Annotated in this window: 16 protein-coding genes; 4 read left to right on the forward strand and 12 right to left on the reverse strand. The window is 60.1% G+C overall.

All coding sequences use genetic code 11. The features are described 5' to 3' along the window. Window positions 1-67 precede the first annotated feature (67 nt). From ACQ4N7_RS09395 to ACQ4N7_RS09430, 8 genes are all read right to left on the reverse strand, one after another. Window positions 68-1,756: a S8 family serine peptidase gene (locus ACQ4N7_RS09395; RefSeq protein ID WP_430711348.1), complete on the reverse strand. Its 1,689-nt coding sequence runs from the start codon at window positions 1,754-1,756 to the stop codon at window positions 68-70. 100 nt (window positions 1,757-1,856) lie between these two features. Then, a complete protein-coding gene (locus tag ACQ4N7_RS09400) occupies window positions 1,857-3,980 on the reverse strand; it encodes a potassium channel family protein (protein WP_430711349.1) in 2,124 nt (707 codons plus the stop codon). 126 nt (window positions 3,981-4,106) lie between these two features. After that, window positions 4,107-6,197: an ABC transporter ATP-binding protein gene (locus ACQ4N7_RS09405; RefSeq protein WP_430711350.1), complete on the reverse strand. Its 2,091-nt coding sequence runs from the start codon at window positions 6,195-6,197 to the stop codon at window positions 4,107-4,109. Window positions 6,198-6,340: 143 nt separating this feature from the next. Further along, window positions 6,341-6,766 (reverse strand): hypothetical protein, encoded by a 426-nt coding sequence (locus ACQ4N7_RS09410; RefSeq protein WP_430711351.1) that lies wholly within the window; start codon window positions 6,764-6,766, stop codon window positions 6,341-6,343. Window positions 6,767-6,846: 80 nt separating this feature from the next. Beyond that, a complete protein-coding gene (locus ACQ4N7_RS09415; protein WP_430711352.1) occupies window positions 6,847-8,592 on the reverse strand; it encodes a VWA domain-containing protein in 1,746 nt (581 codons plus the stop codon). Window positions 8,593-8,649: 57 nt separating this feature from the next. Further along, window positions 8,650-9,297 carry a hypothetical protein gene (locus tag ACQ4N7_RS09420; RefSeq protein ID WP_430711353.1) on the reverse strand — a complete coding sequence of 216 codons (648 nt, stop codon included), beginning with the start codon at window positions 9,295-9,297 and terminating at the stop codon, window positions 8,650-8,652. A gap of 74 nt (window positions 9,298-9,371) precedes the next feature. After that, on the reverse strand, window positions 9,372-9,983 hold the full coding sequence (locus ACQ4N7_RS09425; RefSeq protein ID WP_430711354.1) for a hypothetical protein: 612 nt from the start codon (window positions 9,981-9,983) through the stop codon (window positions 9,372-9,374). A gap of 309 nt (window positions 9,984-10,292) precedes the next feature. Beyond that, the gene (locus ACQ4N7_RS09430; RefSeq protein WP_430711355.1) at window positions 10,293-11,504 is read right to left on the reverse strand and encodes a M20 metallopeptidase family protein; all 1,212 of its coding nucleotides are present in this window, start codon (window positions 11,502-11,504) and stop codon (window positions 10,293-10,295) included. Window positions 11,505-11,728: 224 nt separating this feature from the next. Between ACQ4N7_RS09430 and ACQ4N7_RS09435 the strand changes: the two genes are divergently transcribed. The 3 genes from ACQ4N7_RS09435 (at window position 11,729) to ACQ4N7_RS09445 (ending at window position 13,259) form a co-directional block, all read left to right on the forward strand. After that, the gene (locus ACQ4N7_RS09435) at window positions 11,729-12,070 is read left to right on the forward strand and encodes a DUF433 domain-containing protein (RefSeq protein ID WP_430711356.1); all 342 of its coding nucleotides are present in this window, start codon (window positions 11,729-11,731) and stop codon (window positions 12,068-12,070) included. 81 nt (window positions 12,071-12,151) lie between these two features. Then, window positions 12,152-12,424: a hypothetical protein gene (locus ACQ4N7_RS09440; protein ID WP_430711357.1), complete on the forward strand. Its 273-nt coding sequence runs from the start codon at window positions 12,152-12,154 to the stop codon at window positions 12,422-12,424. 172 nt (window positions 12,425-12,596) lie between these two features. After that, a complete protein-coding gene (locus tag ACQ4N7_RS09445) occupies window positions 12,597-13,259 on the forward strand; it encodes a methyltransferase family protein (RefSeq protein WP_430711358.1) in 663 nt (220 codons plus the stop codon). 6 nt (window positions 13,260-13,265) lie between these two features. Here ACQ4N7_RS09445 and ACQ4N7_RS09450 read toward each other — a convergent pair whose 3' ends face one another. Both ACQ4N7_RS09450 and ACQ4N7_RS09455 read right to left on the reverse strand, forming a co-directional pair. Continuing rightward, window positions 13,266-13,583, reverse strand: coding sequence for a DUF2283 domain-containing protein (locus ACQ4N7_RS09450; RefSeq protein ID WP_430711359.1), 318 nt, complete (start codon window positions 13,581-13,583; stop codon window positions 13,266-13,268). Then, window positions 13,580-13,846 carry a DUF4258 domain-containing protein gene (locus ACQ4N7_RS09455; RefSeq protein ID WP_430711360.1) on the reverse strand — a complete coding sequence of 89 codons (267 nt, stop codon included), beginning with the start codon at window positions 13,844-13,846 and terminating at the stop codon, window positions 13,580-13,582. The genes ACQ4N7_RS09450 and ACQ4N7_RS09455 overlap by 4 nt, the downstream gene beginning before the upstream one ends. An 88-nt stretch (window positions 13,847-13,934) precedes the next feature. On the opposite strand from ACQ4N7_RS09455, the gene ACQ4N7_RS09460 reads away from it, so the two are divergent. Beyond that, window positions 13,935-15,866 (forward strand): ABC-F family ATP-binding cassette domain-containing protein, encoded by a 1,932-nt coding sequence (locus ACQ4N7_RS09460; protein WP_430711361.1) that lies wholly within the window; start codon window positions 13,935-13,937, stop codon window positions 15,864-15,866. Between the two features lie 141 nt (window positions 15,867-16,007). On the opposite strand, the gene ACQ4N7_RS09465 is transcribed toward ACQ4N7_RS09460, so the two are convergent. Continuing rightward, complete coding sequence (locus tag ACQ4N7_RS09465; protein ID WP_430711362.1) at window positions 16,008-16,739, reverse strand: hypothetical protein; 732 nt, start codon at window positions 16,737-16,739, stop codon at window positions 16,008-16,010. Between the two features lie 277 nt (window positions 16,740-17,016). Continuing rightward, window positions 17,017-17,712 (reverse strand): hypothetical protein, encoded by a 696-nt coding sequence (locus tag ACQ4N7_RS09470; protein ID WP_430711363.1) that lies wholly within the window; start codon window positions 17,710-17,712, stop codon window positions 17,017-17,019. Window positions 17,713-17,750 lie beyond the last annotated feature (38 nt).

Genomic DNA, 17,750 nt, shown 5'->3' on the forward strand with positions numbered 1-17,750 from the left:
GCAGTCCTCCAAAATACTACGAGGGTTCCCCTGGGCTGTGGCTAGAGCGGTAGTCCTGGCTGTTGGGCTACTGGGGCGCAGGCACCGACCACCAGGCCAGGGCATAGGGCTGGCTGGGTTCGTCCTGTACGTTCTGCTGATAGATAACTCTCAGCTTGTAGCGTCCAGTGGCCGGAATTTGGTGAAAAATGTGTTCAACGCTATCGACCTCGCTCACCGACGACCACACGCTCTGGGCAATGTCGTCGCTGTCGGCGGGCATGAGGTAGAGGTTGAGGTCGTTAAGCCCCTGATCGGCAAAGCTTTCACCGCGATCGTAAAGACCGTTGTTGTTAGCATCGGCCAGCTCAACCACTCGCTCCCAGGCCAGGGTGGCTGAGACAAAACTGCCCCCCTGCAGAGGCGTTTCAAACTCGTAGTCATGCACAGTGGTCGAGCCAGTCGGGGAAGCCAGCTCGGTGATGTTCCAACCGATTGCCGGTACGGCCTGCTCGGGGCCAAAGGCACCGGGCAAAAGCTGCTGGTAGGCGCGATAGGCGTTGAGGTGGCCGGTGCCCAAATCTTTGTGCAGCGGAATTTTGGGGTCTTGGTAGGCGTCAGACTCCAGCCAAGATTGACCAGCGTTGTCGAGCAGGGTGCGGGTCATGCCCAGGCGCAGGCCGTCGCCACTGTCTTTGATTTTGTCGGCTGAGTTGAGCAGCACCGCCTTCATCACCATGGGGTGGCGACCGGCAAGGGGCCAGTGGGGTGCCCCAGCTCGAAACTGGCGATCGACCAGCTGCTGCATCAGGGCAATGGTACCGGCCACGTGGGGTGAGGCAAAGCTGCTGCCGCTAGAGGTGGTGACCCGCCCGTCGGGGTCAATGAGCTCGATGCCGCTGCCGGGGGCCACAATGCTGATCGATCGCCGGGGGCCAACGTTGGTCTCGGGGGTGCCCCCCTGACGGGCGGCCAAAACGGGCTCGCTGCCCAAGTTTGATGAGTCAATGCGGTTAAACTCGCCGTTGACCTGGCGCGAATAGGCGACGTTAATGCCGTTAAAGTTGTCGGTCGGAATCGGAATGCCGCCGCGCCCCTGGTTACCAGCAATCACGTACAGCGCCTGGTGCACCCGGGCCGACCAGTCAATGCACTGGGTGAGCAGGGCGTTGCCGTCGAGCACCGGGCTGGGGCGGGGGTCGCGGGTGAGGGGTTCGCCAAAGCTAAAGTTGATGGCGCGCACGTCGCCGCCGTTTTCTAGCGCCACCGCCTGGGAGGCCAGACATTCTTCGGGTTGGGCGCTGGTATCGCCCAGAGGCCCCACAGCCCCTGAGTACAGCATGGCCTCAGGGGCTACCCCGGTACGCTGCTTGTCCTGACTGATCATGACGCTGGCGACGTTGGCCGCGTGGCCGTCGACGTATTCGTCAGGGTTGGCGCTCCCGTCGAGCAGCAGCACCCGACGGACATGGACGGGCAGGTTTTCGGTGGCCACTTTATCAATGCCAAACTGGCTGGGGCGACCAATTTCGACCTGGCCAATGGCGATTTTTGCGCCAGTTAGACTGTAGGGTGGAGCGTGCAGACGGCGGGCGTCGATACCCTGGGGGCCAACTGACTCTGTCAGGGCCAGCACCGGCAGGGCCAGGGGCACTAGGCCACCAATTCCGGTGGCCCACAGTATGGCTTTAGCAATGCGCTTTTGTCTGAGGGAAAACGTGAACCACCGACATCTGAAGCTGGGCTTCAGCCCCTGCCCCCCGCGCCGCTTAGCCATAATCGCAATCCTGTGTGAATGAGATATCCCTTGGCAAACTCTATCGCAAAGGCCCCGGCCCCGGCACCAAATTTTTGGATCTCTCAACGTTGCGGTGGGTTTAGCCCAGGGGGGATGACTGGGACTCTGTAGAGTCAGCGATAGGCGGATCCGTGACTGGTGAGCCCGTGACCTGCGGGGCCATTACCTGAGCTTTGACCTGGGCGCGGGTGAGCAGCCGCACCAGTCTGAGCACCTGGTGGCGGTAGAGGGGGACGGGCAGCGTGCCCGGCAGCTGGGCCATAAACTCGCGGGCAGCCCCCAGATGGTAGCCCGCGACGCGGGCAATTTCGGCGGCACCGTCAAACAGGGCGTTGGCGGTAAAGGTTTTTTCGAGGTGAATGTGCCAGTCTTGGGGAGCCAGATGGCCCTGCTCAATGCGGCGCAGGCCGCCGATGGTGGCCAGTACCACCAGGCGATCGCCCGGCTGCAGGCGCGCGTCTTCGGAGGGCATGATCTTACCCGGCTGGTGCTGGTGCTGGTGCCACAGGGGGACGACGCCATAGCCGTAGGCGACCTCCGACAGCAGCCTGCCGGTCAGGGTGTCGCCGGTTTCAAGCTCGTACTGGGTGACCAGCACCGTCTGGTCGTAGAGCCGAAACAGGCCGATGACGTGTTCGCCAAAGGCCGCTCCGGCAAAGGCTTCCGCCGATAGCGCCGAGGAGCAGAGCACCTGGGCAAAGGGAAAGATCTGGGCGACGCGATCGGTAAACTGCTGGTCGTAGGTGCGAATAATGGCGCGGCAGTGGGGGTTGAGCCGGTGGGCCAGCAGCCCCATCTCCAGGTTTTGAATTTCGTCTTCGCTGACGGCGACTACGCTCTTGGCGGTAGCCAGGTTGGCCTTGGCCAGGGCGGCGGTGACATTGCCCGTCAGCAGCGGAATTTTGGGCAGCACGTCGGCATCGGGAGCCTGGGGGGCAATGCCGACCACGGGCTGCTCCAGGTCTTGCAGCATGGCGAGCACCTGGCGACCGATGCGGCCCAGCCAGATCACCACGACGTGGTCTTTTTCGGGGATTGGCGGCCGACGTTCGCGAAACTCAAACCGCAGGGTGAGCAGCTTTTCGGTGAGCAGGGCGTAGAGAACGCCCACGAAGGCGGCCCCAGCCACGGTGAGCAGCACGCCAAACGCCTGCACCAGGCGAGGGTGGTTAAAGTTTTCCAGGGCTTCAAATACATCGCCGTATCCCCCAAACAGGGTGATGAAAGTGTATAAAAACGCCTGAAAGGTAGAGATGTCTTCAGCGGCATTGCTGTCGAGTAGCAGGGTACCGGCCAGACAGAGGGCAATCACCGTCACCCCGCAGATAATCGCTACCCGCCGCAGCTGCTGCTCAGCCCCGGTCTGCCAAAGGCCCAGGAGGGACTGCCTCAGGCTGGGCCAGTTGCGCAGGCGCGCGATCGCCCGACCAGTCCCCTGCCAAAACCCCTGCCGTACGGGTAAATCGCTATAGAGGGCGCGCAGCTCGGCGTTGCAGTCGATCATCACGACCTCGTCACCCGCCCGCAGCAGGGTATCGGGGAGCCAGGTGTAAAACAGCGTCGAGGGGCTCTCGGCCACCGCCGCCGCATCGGGATGGGCAGCGGTGTGGCACAGCACCCGGCGACGGCTGTTGTCGAGTTCGTAAATTTGGCGGCGATCGCACCAGGGCTGCCCCGGCTCCAGCCGCTGCTTCACCACCTGAAAGCGATGGCCATCCAGGCTAAAGTAGCCGATTAATTCTTCACCAAAGGCCCCCAGGGCAAAGGCCGGAGCAGCGAGCTGGGTAGGCTCAAAGGCAACAAAGTTTTGCAGCTGCTGCCCCATCAGCTCATTCAGGTTTTGCTTGTCAGAGCGCATCACCAGCCGCACCCGGGGGTTGAGCACCCGCGCCGTCAGGGCCGCCTCCAGGTTGACCCGCTCGTCTTGGGTGACCAACAGCACCGCCCGACACTGACGAATACCCGCCTGCTCCAGCACCTCTGCCGAGCGACAGTCGCCAATCTCCAGATGGTCGATCAAATCGCGCAGCTCGGGCATCTCCCACTGGTCGGGCGGAGTGTTGTTGATGGCGTGCACCGGCACCCCAAAACTCTTCAGGTTAGCCACGCAGTTTTGGCCCAAGCTGCCCAGCCCACAGACCAAAAAACCGTCGTTCGAGGGTGGAACGGCTCGCTTTTCGGGTTGGGGGGCCGCGGTTGCCATGCCGTTCAACGATGGACAGTGCTTAGCGTGAGGGATCTAGCGATTAAGGTACAAGGTGCAGGGTACAAGACTTTGAGGGAAGCCCTCTGCCCTGAACCGTAAATCCTGAACCTTGCACCCATTCCCCTACACCCCCAGCCGCTGTAGGCGATACAGGCTGGAATACAGCCCCTCTTTGGCCAGCAGCTCGTTGTGGCTGCCCTGCTCGACCAGTTCGCCGTGCTTGAGCACCAAAATGCGATCGACATTGCGAATAGTCGACAGGCGGTGGGCAATAATAATTGCCGTGCGCCCCTCCAGCAGCCGCTCCAGCGCCTCCTGAATCATTGCCTCAGTGCCCACATCGAGGTTGGCGGTGGCTTCATCCAGCACCAAAATGCCCGGATTGCGAATGGCGGCACGGGCAAAGGCCAGCAGCTGCTTTTGGCCGCCCGAGAGGTTGGTGCCCCGCTCGCGCAGCTCGGTGTTGTAGCCCTGGGGCAGCTGCTCGATCAGGGCGTGAATGTTGGTTCTTTGAGCCGCTTCTACCACGGCCTCCAGCGGATAGTCTTCGCCCAGGGTGATGTTGCTCTTGACATCGCCCGCAAACAAAAACCCGTCCTGCAAAACTACCGCCATTCGTCGCCGCAGCTCCGCCTGGGGCAGGTCACGAATGTCTACCCCATCCAGCAAAATCGCGCCCTGGTTGATGTCGTAGAGGCGGCACAGCAGGCGAATAATTGAGCTTTTGCCCGCCCCCGTTGGCCCTACCAGCGCCACCTTCTCTCCAGGGCGAATGGTAAAGGTGAGGTCTTTGAGCACATGCTCATCGGCCTTGTAGCCGAAGGTGACGTGGTCGAAGCGGATCTCAGAGGGGGAGTGGGAGTGGGTAGATGGGTGGATGGGTGATGGTCCCTGAGCGGAGTCGTTTGTCCCATGGACAGGCTTCGCCAACGCGTTCGCGTCTCCCGTAGGGAGAAAGGGGGTGGGCGGGTAGGTGGTGGGGAAGGGGGCTGAGCGACCGTTCGCCTCAGGCTGACTGTCTACCAGCGGTGGCGCAGCCTGGGAAGCTGCTAAAGCCGCTGCGTATGCCCCCCCTGTCATGACGCCGTCGCCGTTGTCTCCCCTACGCCCCATCGCCTCACCTACCTCACCTTCCCCACCTACCTCACCTTCTCCCTGATGCTCCGGGTCGCGAATTTCGACCGGGACATTGAACAGGTCGGTGATGCGCTCGACCGCCGTTAGCCCGGCCTGGATGGCGGTAAATTTGTCGGCAAACTGGCGCAGGGGGTCAAAAAGCCGCTGGGCAAACAGAATGAAGCTCGCCAACACGCCAAAGGTGAGGGCCTCGCGTAGCACCAGCAGGCCGCCGAGCCAGAGCACGCCACCGATCGCCACCAGCGAAATCCACTCCAGCGTGGACGATACGGCGGAATCGTAGAAAATGGTTTTGTCAACGGCGGTGATGTACTTTTTGTTGGTGTGACGAAACCCTTCGGCGTTGTAGCGCTCGCGGCGAAACAGCTGCACCACGTTGATGCCGGCCACGTTTTCTTGCAGAGTGGCATTGAGCTCAGACAGGTGCTCGCGGGCTTTGTAGTTGGCTTTGCGATACTGCTGCTGAAAGTAAATAATCAGCCAGGTGACGGGCAGCAGCAGGGCCAACAGCATGAGCGCTAGCTGCCACTGCATCGTGAACATGACCACCAGCAGCACTAGCATCGAAACCACGTCGGTAATGATGCCCACGGCCCCGGTCGAAAAGACATCGCCCAGGGCATCGACATCGCTGGTAATGCGGGTAATCAGCTTGCCCACCGGGGTGCGGTCAAAGAAGCGCACCGCCAGCGAGGTGACGTGGGTAAACAGGTCGGTGCGAATATCGGCGGTAATGCGCTGCCCCACCGCCTGCACCAGGTAGCTCTGAAAACCATCCAGCAGCAGCCGCACCAAAACGGTGACTACCAGCAGCCCCACCAGCAAATTGAGCCCGCCCTGGAGGGTACGGCCCTCCAAAAACGCCATCACCGGCTCCTGACGAATCAGAGAAATAGCCTGGCCAATCAGCACCGGTTGCAGGGCGTTGGACAGCGACAGGGGCACCAGCAACACCAGCGGCGGCACCAGGGCCGCACGGTGCTTGTAGATGTAGGGCCACATGCGCATAAACAACCGCCAGTCGCTATCGGGGTGGCGGTTGGTGTCGTTGCTGGGCAGGGTGGGGGTAGCGGTCATGGGGGAGCTTGGCCTGAATCGGTCAGTCTTGACGCCATAACTATGGCGGGGCAAATACCGCAGAACTGCGGGGGGCAGTCTTCAGTTTAGGCATGAATTGGCTCAGACGGGTGAGGGGCGTCATTTCCTCTGCTTTTTAGCCTCTATCTGCCGCAGGTTAGCACTGTGGCGGCGGGGTTGGCGGCGGTGGCTTTCTGCATTTCGGCGGCGTTGGGCAGCCCGTTGGGGGTGAGGGCCTGCACCTCGGCGGGGGTTGGCACAGGGGTGGCGACGACCTGGCCAAAGTCGCTGACGTAGATGACCTGGTCGATGGTAATTTCTCGCTGCTCCTGCTGGGCGTAGAGGTCGGCGTACCGGTCGGCGAGCTGCTGCCACTGGGCCGGGTCGCAGTAGCTGCGATCGATGACAACCGTTACTTTGGGGCTGGCAAGCAGCTGGCGCAAGCCCAGACCCAGGGCGACAAAGGCGATCCAGCCCAGGCCAAGAGTGTAGATCAATCGTTGGTTGGGGTGGCGCATGGGGCGGGGAGAGAACTTGTGGGGGAAGGGCGGAGAACGTTCAAAGTTCAAAATGCAAAGTTCAAAATGCAAAGTTCAAAGTTACCTGCTTTGCACTTTGGAATTTTGAATTCTGTTCTGCATTCTGCATTCTAAAGATTCACCTGGAACAAATCCTTAAACAGGGTTTGCACGTTGGCGGGGGTGCCCTGCTGCACGGTGGACTCGCGCAGGGCTGCGATCGCCTGCAATTCTCCTTGATCTACCTCGCCGTAGGCAATGGGGTAAAAGCGCACATCGCTGTAGGCCAGAATGTCTTGAACGGCATCGAAGGTATAGCCCCGGTTGACTTCGCCGTCGCTGAGCAGCAGCAGGTAGTAGCGCCCGGTGGGGTCTTTTTCTTTTTGGGCCAGCAGGTCGGCGAGGCCTATCATGGCCCCGTCGTACATGGCGGTGGCCCCATCGGCCTGCAGGCTGTCCACGGTGGCCAAAAACTTTTGGTGCTGCAGCTCGTCAAAGGGGGCCAGGGGCAGACGGCGGGTGGGGGCATCGGCAAAGGTGACAATGCTGACGTAGTTGCCGGAGTTGATCTGTCCGGCAGCTACCCGCAGGCCGTCTTTGAGCGCCTGCAGGCGCTCCCCTTCCATGGAGCCGCTGGTATCGATCACCAGGGCCATATAGACGGTGCGGCCGCCGTCTTTGCGCAGCTTCCAGTTCGACTGGGCCGCCAGCAGGGTTTCGCCATTGGGAAAGGGGGGAGTCTGGTTAGACTTCAGGTAGTCGGTTTCGACAAAGCCCTGCTGCTGGGCCAGGGCCTGCATTTCGGCGGAGCGGGCAAAGGTGGCGAAGCGCTGCAGCGCCTGCTGCTGCTGAGGGGTATTCCAGCTAAAGCCGACCAGGGGGTTGTTGTGGGGCACGCCAAAGGGCACAAACTCAGTGTCGCTAAAGCCGGGTACCTCGCGCAGGGCCAGGTAGTTTTGGTACTCCAGCGGAAAGGCCTGCAGGTTGCTCTGGTCGCGCAGAAACAGCTCTTGCAGGTCGAGGGTGGTGGGCGTTGTAATCAACACCTGCTGCTGAAACTGGTCGAATACGGAGTTGACCTGGGGGGTTTGTAGCTCGGCTACGGTGAGCTGCCCGCCGTTTTGCTGGTGCCCTGCCGCTCGCCAGTACAGGGTGTAGAGCAGGTTGAGGGCGGTGGAGCTGCTGTAGGGGTTGGGGTAGGCGACGGTGACCTGGCCCGATGCGATCGCATTCAGCAAGCGCTCAAAGCTGACCGTGCCGTTCTCGGCCAGGCTGTCGTAGACGGGCTTGGGCAGCACCCACCCGGCGGTATTGGGCACCAGGCGATCGGCAACGGGCACAGTGGGCACGCCCTGGCTCTGCACCATCGCCACCCACAGATCGTTAGAGGGGCTGTAGCCCTGGGGCTGCACCGCTTTTGCCCCCAGCAGGCGGGCGGCGGTACCCGAGGCCACCTGACGCACTCCCACCTGAATCACTTCCCCAGAGGGCAGTGTTTCCTGGCGCTGGTTAAAGGCTTCGGCCACCTCGACTAGCCAGCGCTCGTTTTGGCGATCGACATTGGCCTTTTCGGAGGAGCTGTAGATTTCGATGTAGGCGGTGTTAGCTCCACCCGGCTGAGCACCGTAGAGCGGAAATGTGCTGACATCGGGCAGCGGGTCTTCGATTTGATCAATGGTGTAGCGGCTGGCCACCGCATCGGCCACAATGTCTTCGCCCACGCTGATGCGGGGCAGCACCGACTGCTCTAGGGCCTGCCGCGCCTCTTCCACTGAGTCGACCTGGGGCACGTTGCCCGTCAGCTGGTCGGGGGTACAGTTCCACAGCAGCACGGCGCAGAGGCCGATGAGGAAGGGGAGGAGGGGGAGGCGGCGCATGGTGTTGTGGGGCGGGTGAGGGAGGTGAGGAGGGTGGGGGAGGTGAGGAGGGTGGGGCTAGGGGGGATCCTGGTTGTTTTGGAGGATGGTTTTGTTAGCCTCAATCAGAGATTGCAGACTGTGGGGCAGAGTGCTGTCGCCAGCGGTGTCGAGGCTGGAGAGGGCCGTTTGGTCCTGGAGCTGCTGGAGCTGGGAGTGGGTAGCGGCCAGGCGATCGCAGCTAACGTCTAGCCTTTGCTGGGCCATTTGTTGGTAGGCCGGGGTTTCGATCTGGTCGAGCACGGCCAGCCCGTCGGCCACCTGACCGGAGAGGTCGAGCACGGTGTGCATGGCTTCGAGTAGCTCGAACTGGAGCAGCGGGTCGCGGCTGTAGATGCGGGCGGCGAACTGCTGCGATTCGGTGGCCCAGGTCTGCACCTGCCGCCAGGTATTTTGCGACTTGGCGGGCACGCGCTGCCCCAGGGTCCTCAGCTGGGCGGCAACGGTCTGGGCATCGAGCAGGTCGCTACTGTTCGCCGCTGTCGGGCTGGGGCGAAACCCGGCTGCCCAGCTGCTCACCATAGCTGCGGCGATGCCAGACCCGGCCAAAACAGCCAGGGGCTTTGGCCCCGCCAGCAGCATTAACAGGGTATAGCCCAGGGCGGTTCCCCCCAGCAGCACGTAGGTTTGGGGCTGGCTCCAGAAGGTCGATCGGCGCGTGGCCATAGCTGGGCAACTATCTCTCTAGCAATTTTTTTGGGGCAATTCGCTTTGGCAATACTGTGTGGCGCTAATCTAGCCTACGGCACGACCAGAGTGCTGCCCAGGGCGTTAATGGCGTCAGCGACCTGCGCTTCGCCTGTGCTGGTGGCAGCCACCATCAGCAAGTACACCTGGGCATCGCGCTGGCGGGCAAAGATTTTGCCAGTAATGGGCTGGGGCGGGGCTGCCCCCTGGCTCAGCCGCCCGGCCCAGTTGATGCGCACGCCGCCCCCGGCAATGGGCTGCACATCGCCTGCCACAAACCCTTCCCCAGCGCCAAAGGTGCTCTCGGCAGCCGCCACCATAGCGGCCTCAGGGGAACTATTTGGCAGCAGGGGGGCGACTGCTACGGTGTAGGCCAAACTGCCGTCAGCGGCCTGAAAAAGGGGGGTAGCCCCCACCGTGCTGACGCTGTAGCCGTCTAAAATGCCAATTTGAAACCGTCCCTGGGGGTCTTCAAAGCTGCCGCTCACCATGGGCAGAGCGGGGGCCAGGGCCGGAGGGGGCGCATTGTCTTGCGCCAGGGCCAGGGGTGAAATGCCGCCGCTGCTGCTCGACGCCCAATCGATACCCTGGGTCAGCAGGATGCTTGCTACTAGGGCGATCGCGCCTATCAGCAGCACCCTCAACCGCCGCGTGACCTGTGCCATGGTGGAATCCTCTCTACCTAACCGCCAAGCATAGCCAACTTTGCGGGCGGCATACCCCTTCGCTCAAAGAAGTTAACCTTGAGGGCTCTCTCCGGTCCCTTCGACTCCGCTCAGGGACCAACTCCTTCGACTCCGTTCAGGGACCGCTCCTTTGACTCCGCTCAGGGACCGCTCCTTTGACTCCGTTCAGGGACCGCTCCTTTGACTCCGCTCAGGGACCGCTCCTTCGACTTCGCTCAGGAACCGTTCCTTCGACTTCGCTCAGGAACCGACTCCTTGGACTGCCTACTCACCTACTCACCTACTCACCTACTCCCCCAAATACGCCTCCACACAGCGCACAAACATCTCCACCCCCAGCCCCAGGGCCGTCTCATCAAAGTCAAAGCGGGGGTGATGATGGGGGTAGGCCAAGGCCTTGTCGGCGTTAGCAGAGCCCAAAAAGAAGTAGCACCCCGGCACTTCCTGCAGGAAAAAGGCCATGTCTTCGCCGCCCATGGTGTGGCAGTCGGGTACCACTCCCGCCGGGGTTTCAACCACGGCCAGCGCCACCGATCGCACCAGATCAGCCATCCCCGCATCGTTAATCACAGGCGGGTACAGCGCCCGGTAGTCGAAGCTGTAGCTGGCTCCGTGGGCCTGGCACACGCCCGCGATCACCTGCTCCATGCGGGGGGCAAAGTAGTCGGCGTAGACGGGGTCGAAGTAGCGCACGGTGCCGCCAAAGGTAGCGGTGTCGGCGATCACGTTCTGGGCCTTGCCCGCGTGAAACTGCCCCACCGTAACCACCGCCGACTTGGTGGGGTCGATGTTGCGGGCCACGATGGTTTGCAGCGCGTTAACAATTTGCGCCCCCACCACGATCGCATCTACGGTCTGGTGGGGCAGCGCCCCGTGGCCCCCTTTGCCCTGCACCGTGCAGGTAAAAAATTCGGATGCCGCCATTAGCGCTCCGGTGCGAACGCCTAGGGTGCCCAGGGGCAGGTTGTTCCACAGGTGCAGGCCAATCATGGCCTCGACATCGGGGTTCTTGAGCACCCCGGCTTCGATCATGGGTTTTGCGCCACCCGGCCCCTCTTCGGCGGGCTGAAAGATGACCTTGACGGTACCCGCAAAGTCGCGGTGGGTAGCCAGGTAGTAGGCGGTGCCCAGGGCGATCGCCACGTGGCCGTCGTGGCCGCAGGCGTGCATCACCCCGTCGTGCTGCGAGCAGTAGGGCACGGTGTTTTCTTCTTGAATCGGCAGGGCGTCCATATCGGCGCGAATGCCCAGCACCGGGCCAGGGCGCGTGCCTTTAATGACTGCTGCTACGCCGGTTTGAGCGATATGGCGCTGGTACTCAATGCCCCACTGGCTGAGCTTTTCGCAGATAAAGTCGGCGGTCAGCCATTCTTTAAACCCCAGCTCGGGCTTTTGGTGCAGGCCGCGCCGCCAGCTCACCAGCTGGTCTTGCAAAGATTGGATATCGGGGCGAATGCGATCGCGGTTGACGGGCAGGGGCGGAGCGGTGGTGGCAAACATAGCGCAATGACTAGAAAAATAGGGCTAAACAAGCCTCTGCCCAAGGCGAGAGGTACCCCTATCAGCATAAACCAGTCGCCCTGGGCACCTGAGCTAAACAAGACCCGGCTCAGCATTTGCAGTTTAATAGAGGTATTGAACCCCACGCATTGCTCAGCTTTATGACGCCTAAGGAACTACAAGATCAGGTTCTGCAACTCTCTATCGAGGACCGTTGGCAGCTCGTGAATGCGGTTTTAGCTTCGCTGCAGAAAGAAACCCACTGCGCCCTGATGGAACCCGACCCCGCCTTTCCAGACATTGCCTTCCGCTCCGATGCCGAGAATAGCTGGGTGCCTGTCGTGCACGGCACCAGCATTCATGTGCGAACCGTGGTGATGGCGGCCACTGAGTGGGACTGGTCTATGGAGCAGATTGCTGAAGAGTACGGCCTGTCTGAAGCGCAGGTGAAGGCGGCCCTGGTGTTTTACGAAGCCCACGGCGATGAGGCCGCTGTCGCCGTTACCGAGCCGATCTCTGTGCCAGAGAAGGTAGCCGAGAAAGCGATCGAAGCGGCCAAGGCCTGACCTCGCCCTATCCCTTTCTACAGACCCCTCAAAATTGAAGCAGCGTTAAACTGTCAATAACACAGTTACAAAAGTTAACCAATGCTTCCCGATTTGATGGGTGCCACCCGAGACTACTGGCGCAAGCTAGACGCGGTCGAAGCCGCCTACCGCCGCAACGAGCTGACCGCTCAAGAAGTTGACGCCAAAGTGAAGGCGCTGATGGTTGAGCTGGGCCAAACCCGGCGGCAGCTGCTGCGGGATAGCTGGGCGATCGCGCAAACCTTTGTCACCCAGCAGAGCGAGGCGCTAGCGGGGGTGGCGGCGCTGGGCGTGCTGGCCTATGTGTGGCTGGTAGCCAACGGGCAGGCTTAAACGTTCCCAGCAGCCAGTACTTGCTCGTTCGACGGCAGCACTGTAGCGATCGCCCCCAAGAACTCGTAGACCAAACGCTGATCGACATGCCGCCCCGGCCTGAATGCACAGGCTAATTGCTAGGTTTTTGGCGCAGGTGCTAGATCAGGTGAAGCCACATAAGGACACGGCGATGAAAATAAAGCACGTTATCAACCTCCACAAAGGCGCAACCGCCTTTTACATTGCGGCTCTGATGGTGGTCTACCAAAACTTCGGCGTGGGGCCGTGGGTTTACCTGGCTCTCCACGGCACCTACGGCATGCTGTGGCTGCTCAAAGATCGCCTGTATCCCGATAAGCAGTGGGAGCAACCGATCTCTTTGGGGGCCGGGGCTGGCACCTTTGGGTTTTTGGGGCTCTACTGGGTAGCGCCCTTTTTGCTGATTAGCCGTGGGGTAGAGCCGCCTTTGCCGCTGGTCGCAGGGGCGATCGCCCTCAACCTTCTCGGCACCTTTTTGCACTACGCCAGCGATGCCCAAAAGTACTTTACCCTCAAGTATCAGCCGGGGCTGATTACCGAGGGCTTGTTTGCTCGCTGCCGCAACACCAACTACCTGGGCGAGATTCTGATCTACTTCTCGTTTGCCCTGCTGGCGATGCACTGGCTACCCTTTGCCATTTTGGGCCTGGTTGCGGCCCTGGTCTTTGTGCCCAACATGCGCAAAAAAGACGAGTCGCTCTCGCGCTATCCAGAATTTGCCGACTATAGGGCGCGATCGGGGCTGCTGCTGCCACAGCTGTTTGGAGGTGCTACTCAAGCATCTTCCTCTGCGCAACCGCAGCTAGAGGATTGACTGACTTCAAGCGCTTTGCAGCAAAGCCTGCTGGTTTTGCAAAATTTGTCTGGCGAAGGCAAGCTTTGCTTGCAGGTCGGCATCAGCGATCGCCTCTAAAAAACGCATAAACTCCACCTGCTGCTCTAGGCTCCGAAACGGGAATGCTCTAACGGCTAACTCTGGCAGGTTAGCGCTTACCCTCAACAGCTCAACTCCAATCACCCGGTCATCGGCATCATAGTCGTATACCACATCGGGTTCTATTGAGTCTGACTCAATAATTTCACCCTCAGCCAAGCGCAGGTAAAGAGCATCGACGTCGGGGTCATAGTCAATATTCATAGCCTGCCACGCATACGCCTGTCGAAGTGGATCGTCACTATATGCCAGGGATTAATAGTTCTATTGTAAACGACCTTCAAGACCCGTCCGCCCGCTTCTGGTATAGCCCGGTAAGCACACTGGCAAGTAGGATCTTCTGGATGAGCCTCAATCAGACTTGGCTCTGCAATCGTAAGGGCAACCCAATCCCACTCGATTTTGCGCTCAGCTAGTCTAAGCTCGGCATGATGGCTCAGGCTGTAGGCGATTTCATCATTAGCCATCGTTACTCAGTAAGGTTGCACAACGGTCAACTTCCCCCGCCAGCATACTCTAGGGACTATGATCTAATGGTTCACGACCCGGCTGCCCATGACTCTGTTTACTTTGCGCTCTGCCACCAAAGACTTTGGCATTAAGGAAATTCTCCGCGATGCCAGTTTTAGCCTGGATGAGGGCGACAAGGTGGGACTGATTGGCACCAACGGCTCGGGCAAATCGACCCTGCTGAAGATGATCGCTGGGCTAGAGCCTTTCGACGGCGGCGACTTTTGGGTCAACCCGGGGGCCAAGATCGTCTATTTGCCCCAGCAGCCCGACTTTGAGGCCGATCGCACCGTTCTAGAGCAGGTCTTTGCCGACGCGGGCGAGCAGATGGCGCTGATTCGCGAGTACGAAGATATCTCCCACCACATGGCCCAGGGCACGGGTGACGCCGACGCACTGATGGCGAAGCTCTCGGCGGTATCGGAAAAAATTGCCGCCGCCGATGCCTGGGATCTAGAGACCAACGCCAAGGCCATTCTCAGTCGTCTGGGCATTGACGACTTTGACGCCAGAGTGGGCGATCTGTCGGGAGGGTATAGAAAGCGGGTGGCGATCGCCGCTGCCCTGCTCTCTGACCCCGACGCCCTGCTAATGGACGAGCCTACCAACCACCTCGACGCCGAATCGGTGGAGTGGCTGCAAAGCTACCTCAGCGGCTTTCGCGGCGCGCTGCTGCTAATCACCCACGATCGCTACTTTCTCGATCAGGTCACCAACCGCATTCTTGAAATTGACCGGGGCGACCTCTACAGCTACTCCGGCAACTACGCCTATTATCTGGAGAAAAAGGCCCTGGCTGAAGCCGCCGACCAGAGCACCCAAAAGAAACACGCTGGAGTTCTCCGCCGCGAACTGGAGTGGCTGAAGCGCGGCCCCAAGGCCCGCAGCACCAAGCAAAAGGCCCGCATCGATCGCATCGGCGACATGCAAAACCGCGAGTTTAAAGAAACCCTCGGCAAGGTAGATATCTCCACCGTCGGTCGCCGCATCGGCAAGAAGGTAATCGAGCTAGAGAATGTCTCTAAACGCTACGAAGATCGGCTTCTATTCAAAGATTTTACCTACGCCTTTGCCCCCGACGATCGCATCGGCATCATCGGCCCCAACGGCGTCGGCAAATCGACGCTGATGAACGTGATCACCGGGCGGCTAGAGCCCGACACCGGCACCGTCGATATTGGCACCACCATCCACGTCGGCTACTTCGACCAGCATTCCGAAGACCTGTTCGCCAACCCCAGCCAGCGGGTGATCGAATACCTGAAAGAAACTGCCGAACTGGTCACCACCAGCGACGGCAGCGTGATCACCGCCTCCCAAATGCTGGAGCGGTTTTTGTTCACCTCTAACCAGCAGTATTCTCCCTTAGAGAAGCTTTCCGGTGGCGAGCGGCGGCGGCTGTTTTTGCTGCGGGTGCTGCTCTCGGCCCCCAACCTGCTAATTCTCGACGAGCCCACCAACGACCTGGATGTGCAAACCCTGGGCGTGCTGGAAGAATACCTGGAGGAGTTCAACGGCTGCGTGATTGTGGTCTCCCACGATCGCTACTTCCTCGATCGCACCGTCAACACCATCTTTGCCTTTGAGGGCAACGGCGTGCTGCGCAATTATCCCGGCAACTACTCGGTCTATTTAGATTACAAAAAAGCGGCCTTCGACACCCAAAAGGAGAACGGAAAGACCGCCGCCAGCAAAGCCCAGGCCGCTGTGTCTGCCCAGCCGGTAGCTAAGGCAGATTCGCCCCCCGATACCAAAGCCAAAAAGCTTTCCTACAAAGAAAAGCGAGAATACGAGCAGCTTGAAGCCCAAATTCCCGCTATGGAAGCTGAAAAAGAAGCGCTAGAGAAACAGCTCTACGGCAACCCGCCCAGCGACTACGCCGAGGTGGCTAAACTCTCCGAGCGCCTGGGCGAGCTCACCACCACCATCGACACCTCTACCGAACGCTGGATGGAGCTAGCGGAGCGGCTGGAGTAGGCCAATGAGGGCTTCCGGTCACTCCGCTAGTTCCGTCTAAGTCAGAACAGGAGTCGCAAAGGGATAGTCTGTTTTGAGCTATCGGCGGGCGATCGCCCCTGAACTGAGGTTTACTTGAAACCTCGGTTCAGGTAAGAGCGATTACTGGCCGGGGGTGGCGCGGTTATTGGGGCTCTGAGAGTTGGGTGCTACCACACCGGGAACGTTGGAATCCTGGTTTTGGGTACCCATATTCATCATGGGCTGGTTAGGGGCATCTTCCGGTCTGACATAACCAGGCCCAGGGACAGCGCGGTTATTGGGGCCTTCGGCATCGGGCGAGAGAATGCCGCCGGTCGGAGGGGCATCGGGAGATTGCATCATGGGCTGCCGCTGGTTGGTGCCCTGGCTAGGGGTGGCGCGGTTGTTGGGGCCTTGGGAGTTGGGTGCTACCACACCGGGAACGTTGGAGTTCCGGTTTTGCATGTTCCGATTAGGGGTAGTTGTCTGTTGCATCGGAGCATCTTCTGGACTGATATAGCCAGGCCCGGGGACAGCACGGTTGTTAGGCCCCTCAGAATCGGGAGAAAGAACGCCGCCGGTCGGGGGGGCATTAAGCGATTCCATCCTGTTAGCTCTGGAACCGTAAATGTTGTTTGCATTGTAGGTATCGAACTCGGGCACACCCGTCATGTTGACAGCGCGGTTGTTAGGCCCCAAATCGTCGGGGGAAAGCACACCCATAGTCAGTCTGTTTTGGCGTAGCTCAAACCGGCTCATTACGCCTTCGTCTGAGTGGGTTGCAGCCGAACTAATGTCGGTCTGGGCTTGAGCCGTTGCTCCTGCGGCCAGGGCCATAGCGGCAGACAAAGAACATAGAATAAAGCGTTTCATTGCGTCTCCTTTCGTGGTCGTCTCACTTAAGTGCTGAGCAGCAAATCTACCATCAGTCTTAGATTCAAACGTGATTCAACATTGAGCAATTTATGCTTGTTGAAATCGACCGCTGAAGGCTGACGGTAGGTTTGCTGCATTTCCTTAACCTAACGACAAACTAGGGATCATCAATCGACTAATAGTTGTAGATTTGCCCTACCAAAGACGCTTCTAGAGAAATAGAGAAAGACCTTACCTATCGCGGGAACATAACCCCAAAAAAGTGCAGAATTAGCTACCCCGATTTGACGTTAGCGCCCATTTCTCGCTGTACAGCTAGACCAATGCTGAGGGCTTCCTGCAAAAATTGTCGATACTCACTGGCCTGATAATTGCTGTGCAGGGTTTGCAACGTGGCCAGGTTGGTTTCAATAGTGGCAAATAGTTCCTGCTGCCGCTGCATAAGCACCCGGTGACGGCGCAGAATGGTTTCGGTTCTGAGAGCAGCAGTTAAACTGTTACGGGTAGCCTGGAGGGCGGCTAGCACCTCTGTGCGATCGCAAAACCCGGAGCCAATCGCCTGCACCGCTTCGAGTTCATCCATTACGTGCAGCGCCTGGATGATGTCGTTGTGGCGATCGCACTCGTCGAGCAGGCGAGCCAGAGTCATGAAGGTCTTGGCCCGCTGCCACTGGTAGAGATGCCAGGCGATCGCCCCCAGCGCGATCGCCCCGGCTACCCCCAGCAGCAGCAGCCCCAGCTGGTCAAAGCCTGCCCGCTGGCGCACCAGCACCAGCCCTAGCCCCAGGCAAACAATAAACACGGCCCCCAGCACCAGGCCTTCTGTAATCAGCAGCGATACAATTCGGCGGCGCGATTTCCAAACCGAGGGGCGAATCATGCCGCCCATAAACACGGCGCTGACATCCAAGCCCGTCAGCTGGTCGAGTTCAGCCTGGGTAATGCGAAGCGCCTGCAAATCGGGTTTCATTGGGTTTGAGTTTGAAGAAGACATTCACAGCCTTGGCC

Origin of the sequence: Nodosilinea sp. AN01ver1, assembly GCF_050565655.1 — a bacterium.
Taxonomy (GTDB): domain Bacteria; phylum Cyanobacteriota; class Cyanobacteriia; order Phormidesmidales; family Phormidesmidaceae; genus Nodosilinea.

What these genes read in the sequence shown, in the direction of transcription:
- ACQ4N7_RS09395 (WP_430711348.1), bottom strand. Translation starts at nt 1,756, where the DNA reads ATGGCTAAGCGGCGCGGGGGGCAGGGGCTGAAGCCCAGCTTCAGATGT.
- ACQ4N7_RS09400 (WP_430711349.1), bottom strand. Translation starts at nt 3,980, where the DNA reads ATGGCAACCGCGGCCCCCCAACCCGAAAAGCGAGCCGTTCCACCCTCG.
- ACQ4N7_RS09405 (WP_430711350.1), bottom strand. Translation starts at nt 6,197, where the DNA reads ATGACCGCTACCCCCACCCTGCCCAGCAACGACACCAACCGCCACCCC.
- ACQ4N7_RS09415 (WP_430711352.1), bottom strand. Translation starts at nt 8,592, where the DNA reads ATGCGCCGCCTCCCCCTCCTCCCCTTCCTCATCGGCCTCTGCGCCGTG.
- ACQ4N7_RS09420 (WP_430711353.1), bottom strand. Translation starts at nt 9,297, where the DNA reads ATGGCCACGCGCCGATCGACCTTCTGGAGCCAGCCCCAAACCTACGTG.
- ACQ4N7_RS09425 (WP_430711354.1), bottom strand. Translation starts at nt 9,983, where the DNA reads ATGGCACAGGTCACGCGGCGGTTGAGGGTGCTGCTGATAGGCGCGATC.
- ACQ4N7_RS09430 (WP_430711355.1), bottom strand. Translation starts at nt 11,504, where the DNA reads ATGTTTGCCACCACCGCTCCGCCCCTGCCCGTCAACCGCGATCGCATT.
- ACQ4N7_RS09440 (WP_430711357.1), top strand. Translation starts at nt 12,152, where the DNA reads ATGCTTCCCGATTTGATGGGTGCCACCCGAGACTACTGGCGCAAGCTA.
- ACQ4N7_RS09445 (WP_430711358.1), top strand. Translation starts at nt 12,597, where the DNA reads ATGAAAATAAAGCACGTTATCAACCTCCACAAAGGCGCAACCGCCTTT.
- ACQ4N7_RS09450 (WP_430711359.1), bottom strand. Translation starts at nt 13,583, where the DNA reads ATGAATATTGACTATGACCCCGACGTCGATGCTCTTTACCTGCGCTTG.
- ACQ4N7_RS09455 (WP_430711360.1), bottom strand. Translation starts at nt 13,846, where the DNA reads ATGGCTAATGATGAAATCGCCTACAGCCTGAGCCATCATGCCGAGCTT.
- ACQ4N7_RS09460 (WP_430711361.1), top strand. Translation starts at nt 13,935, where the DNA reads ATGACTCTGTTTACTTTGCGCTCTGCCACCAAAGACTTTGGCATTAAG.
- ACQ4N7_RS09465 (WP_430711362.1), bottom strand. Translation starts at nt 16,739, where the DNA reads ATGAAACGCTTTATTCTATGTTCTTTGTCTGCCGCTATGGCCCTGGCC.
- ACQ4N7_RS09470 (WP_430711363.1), bottom strand. Translation starts at nt 17,712, where the DNA reads ATGAAACCCGATTTGCAGGCGCTTCGCATTACCCAGGCTGAACTCGAC.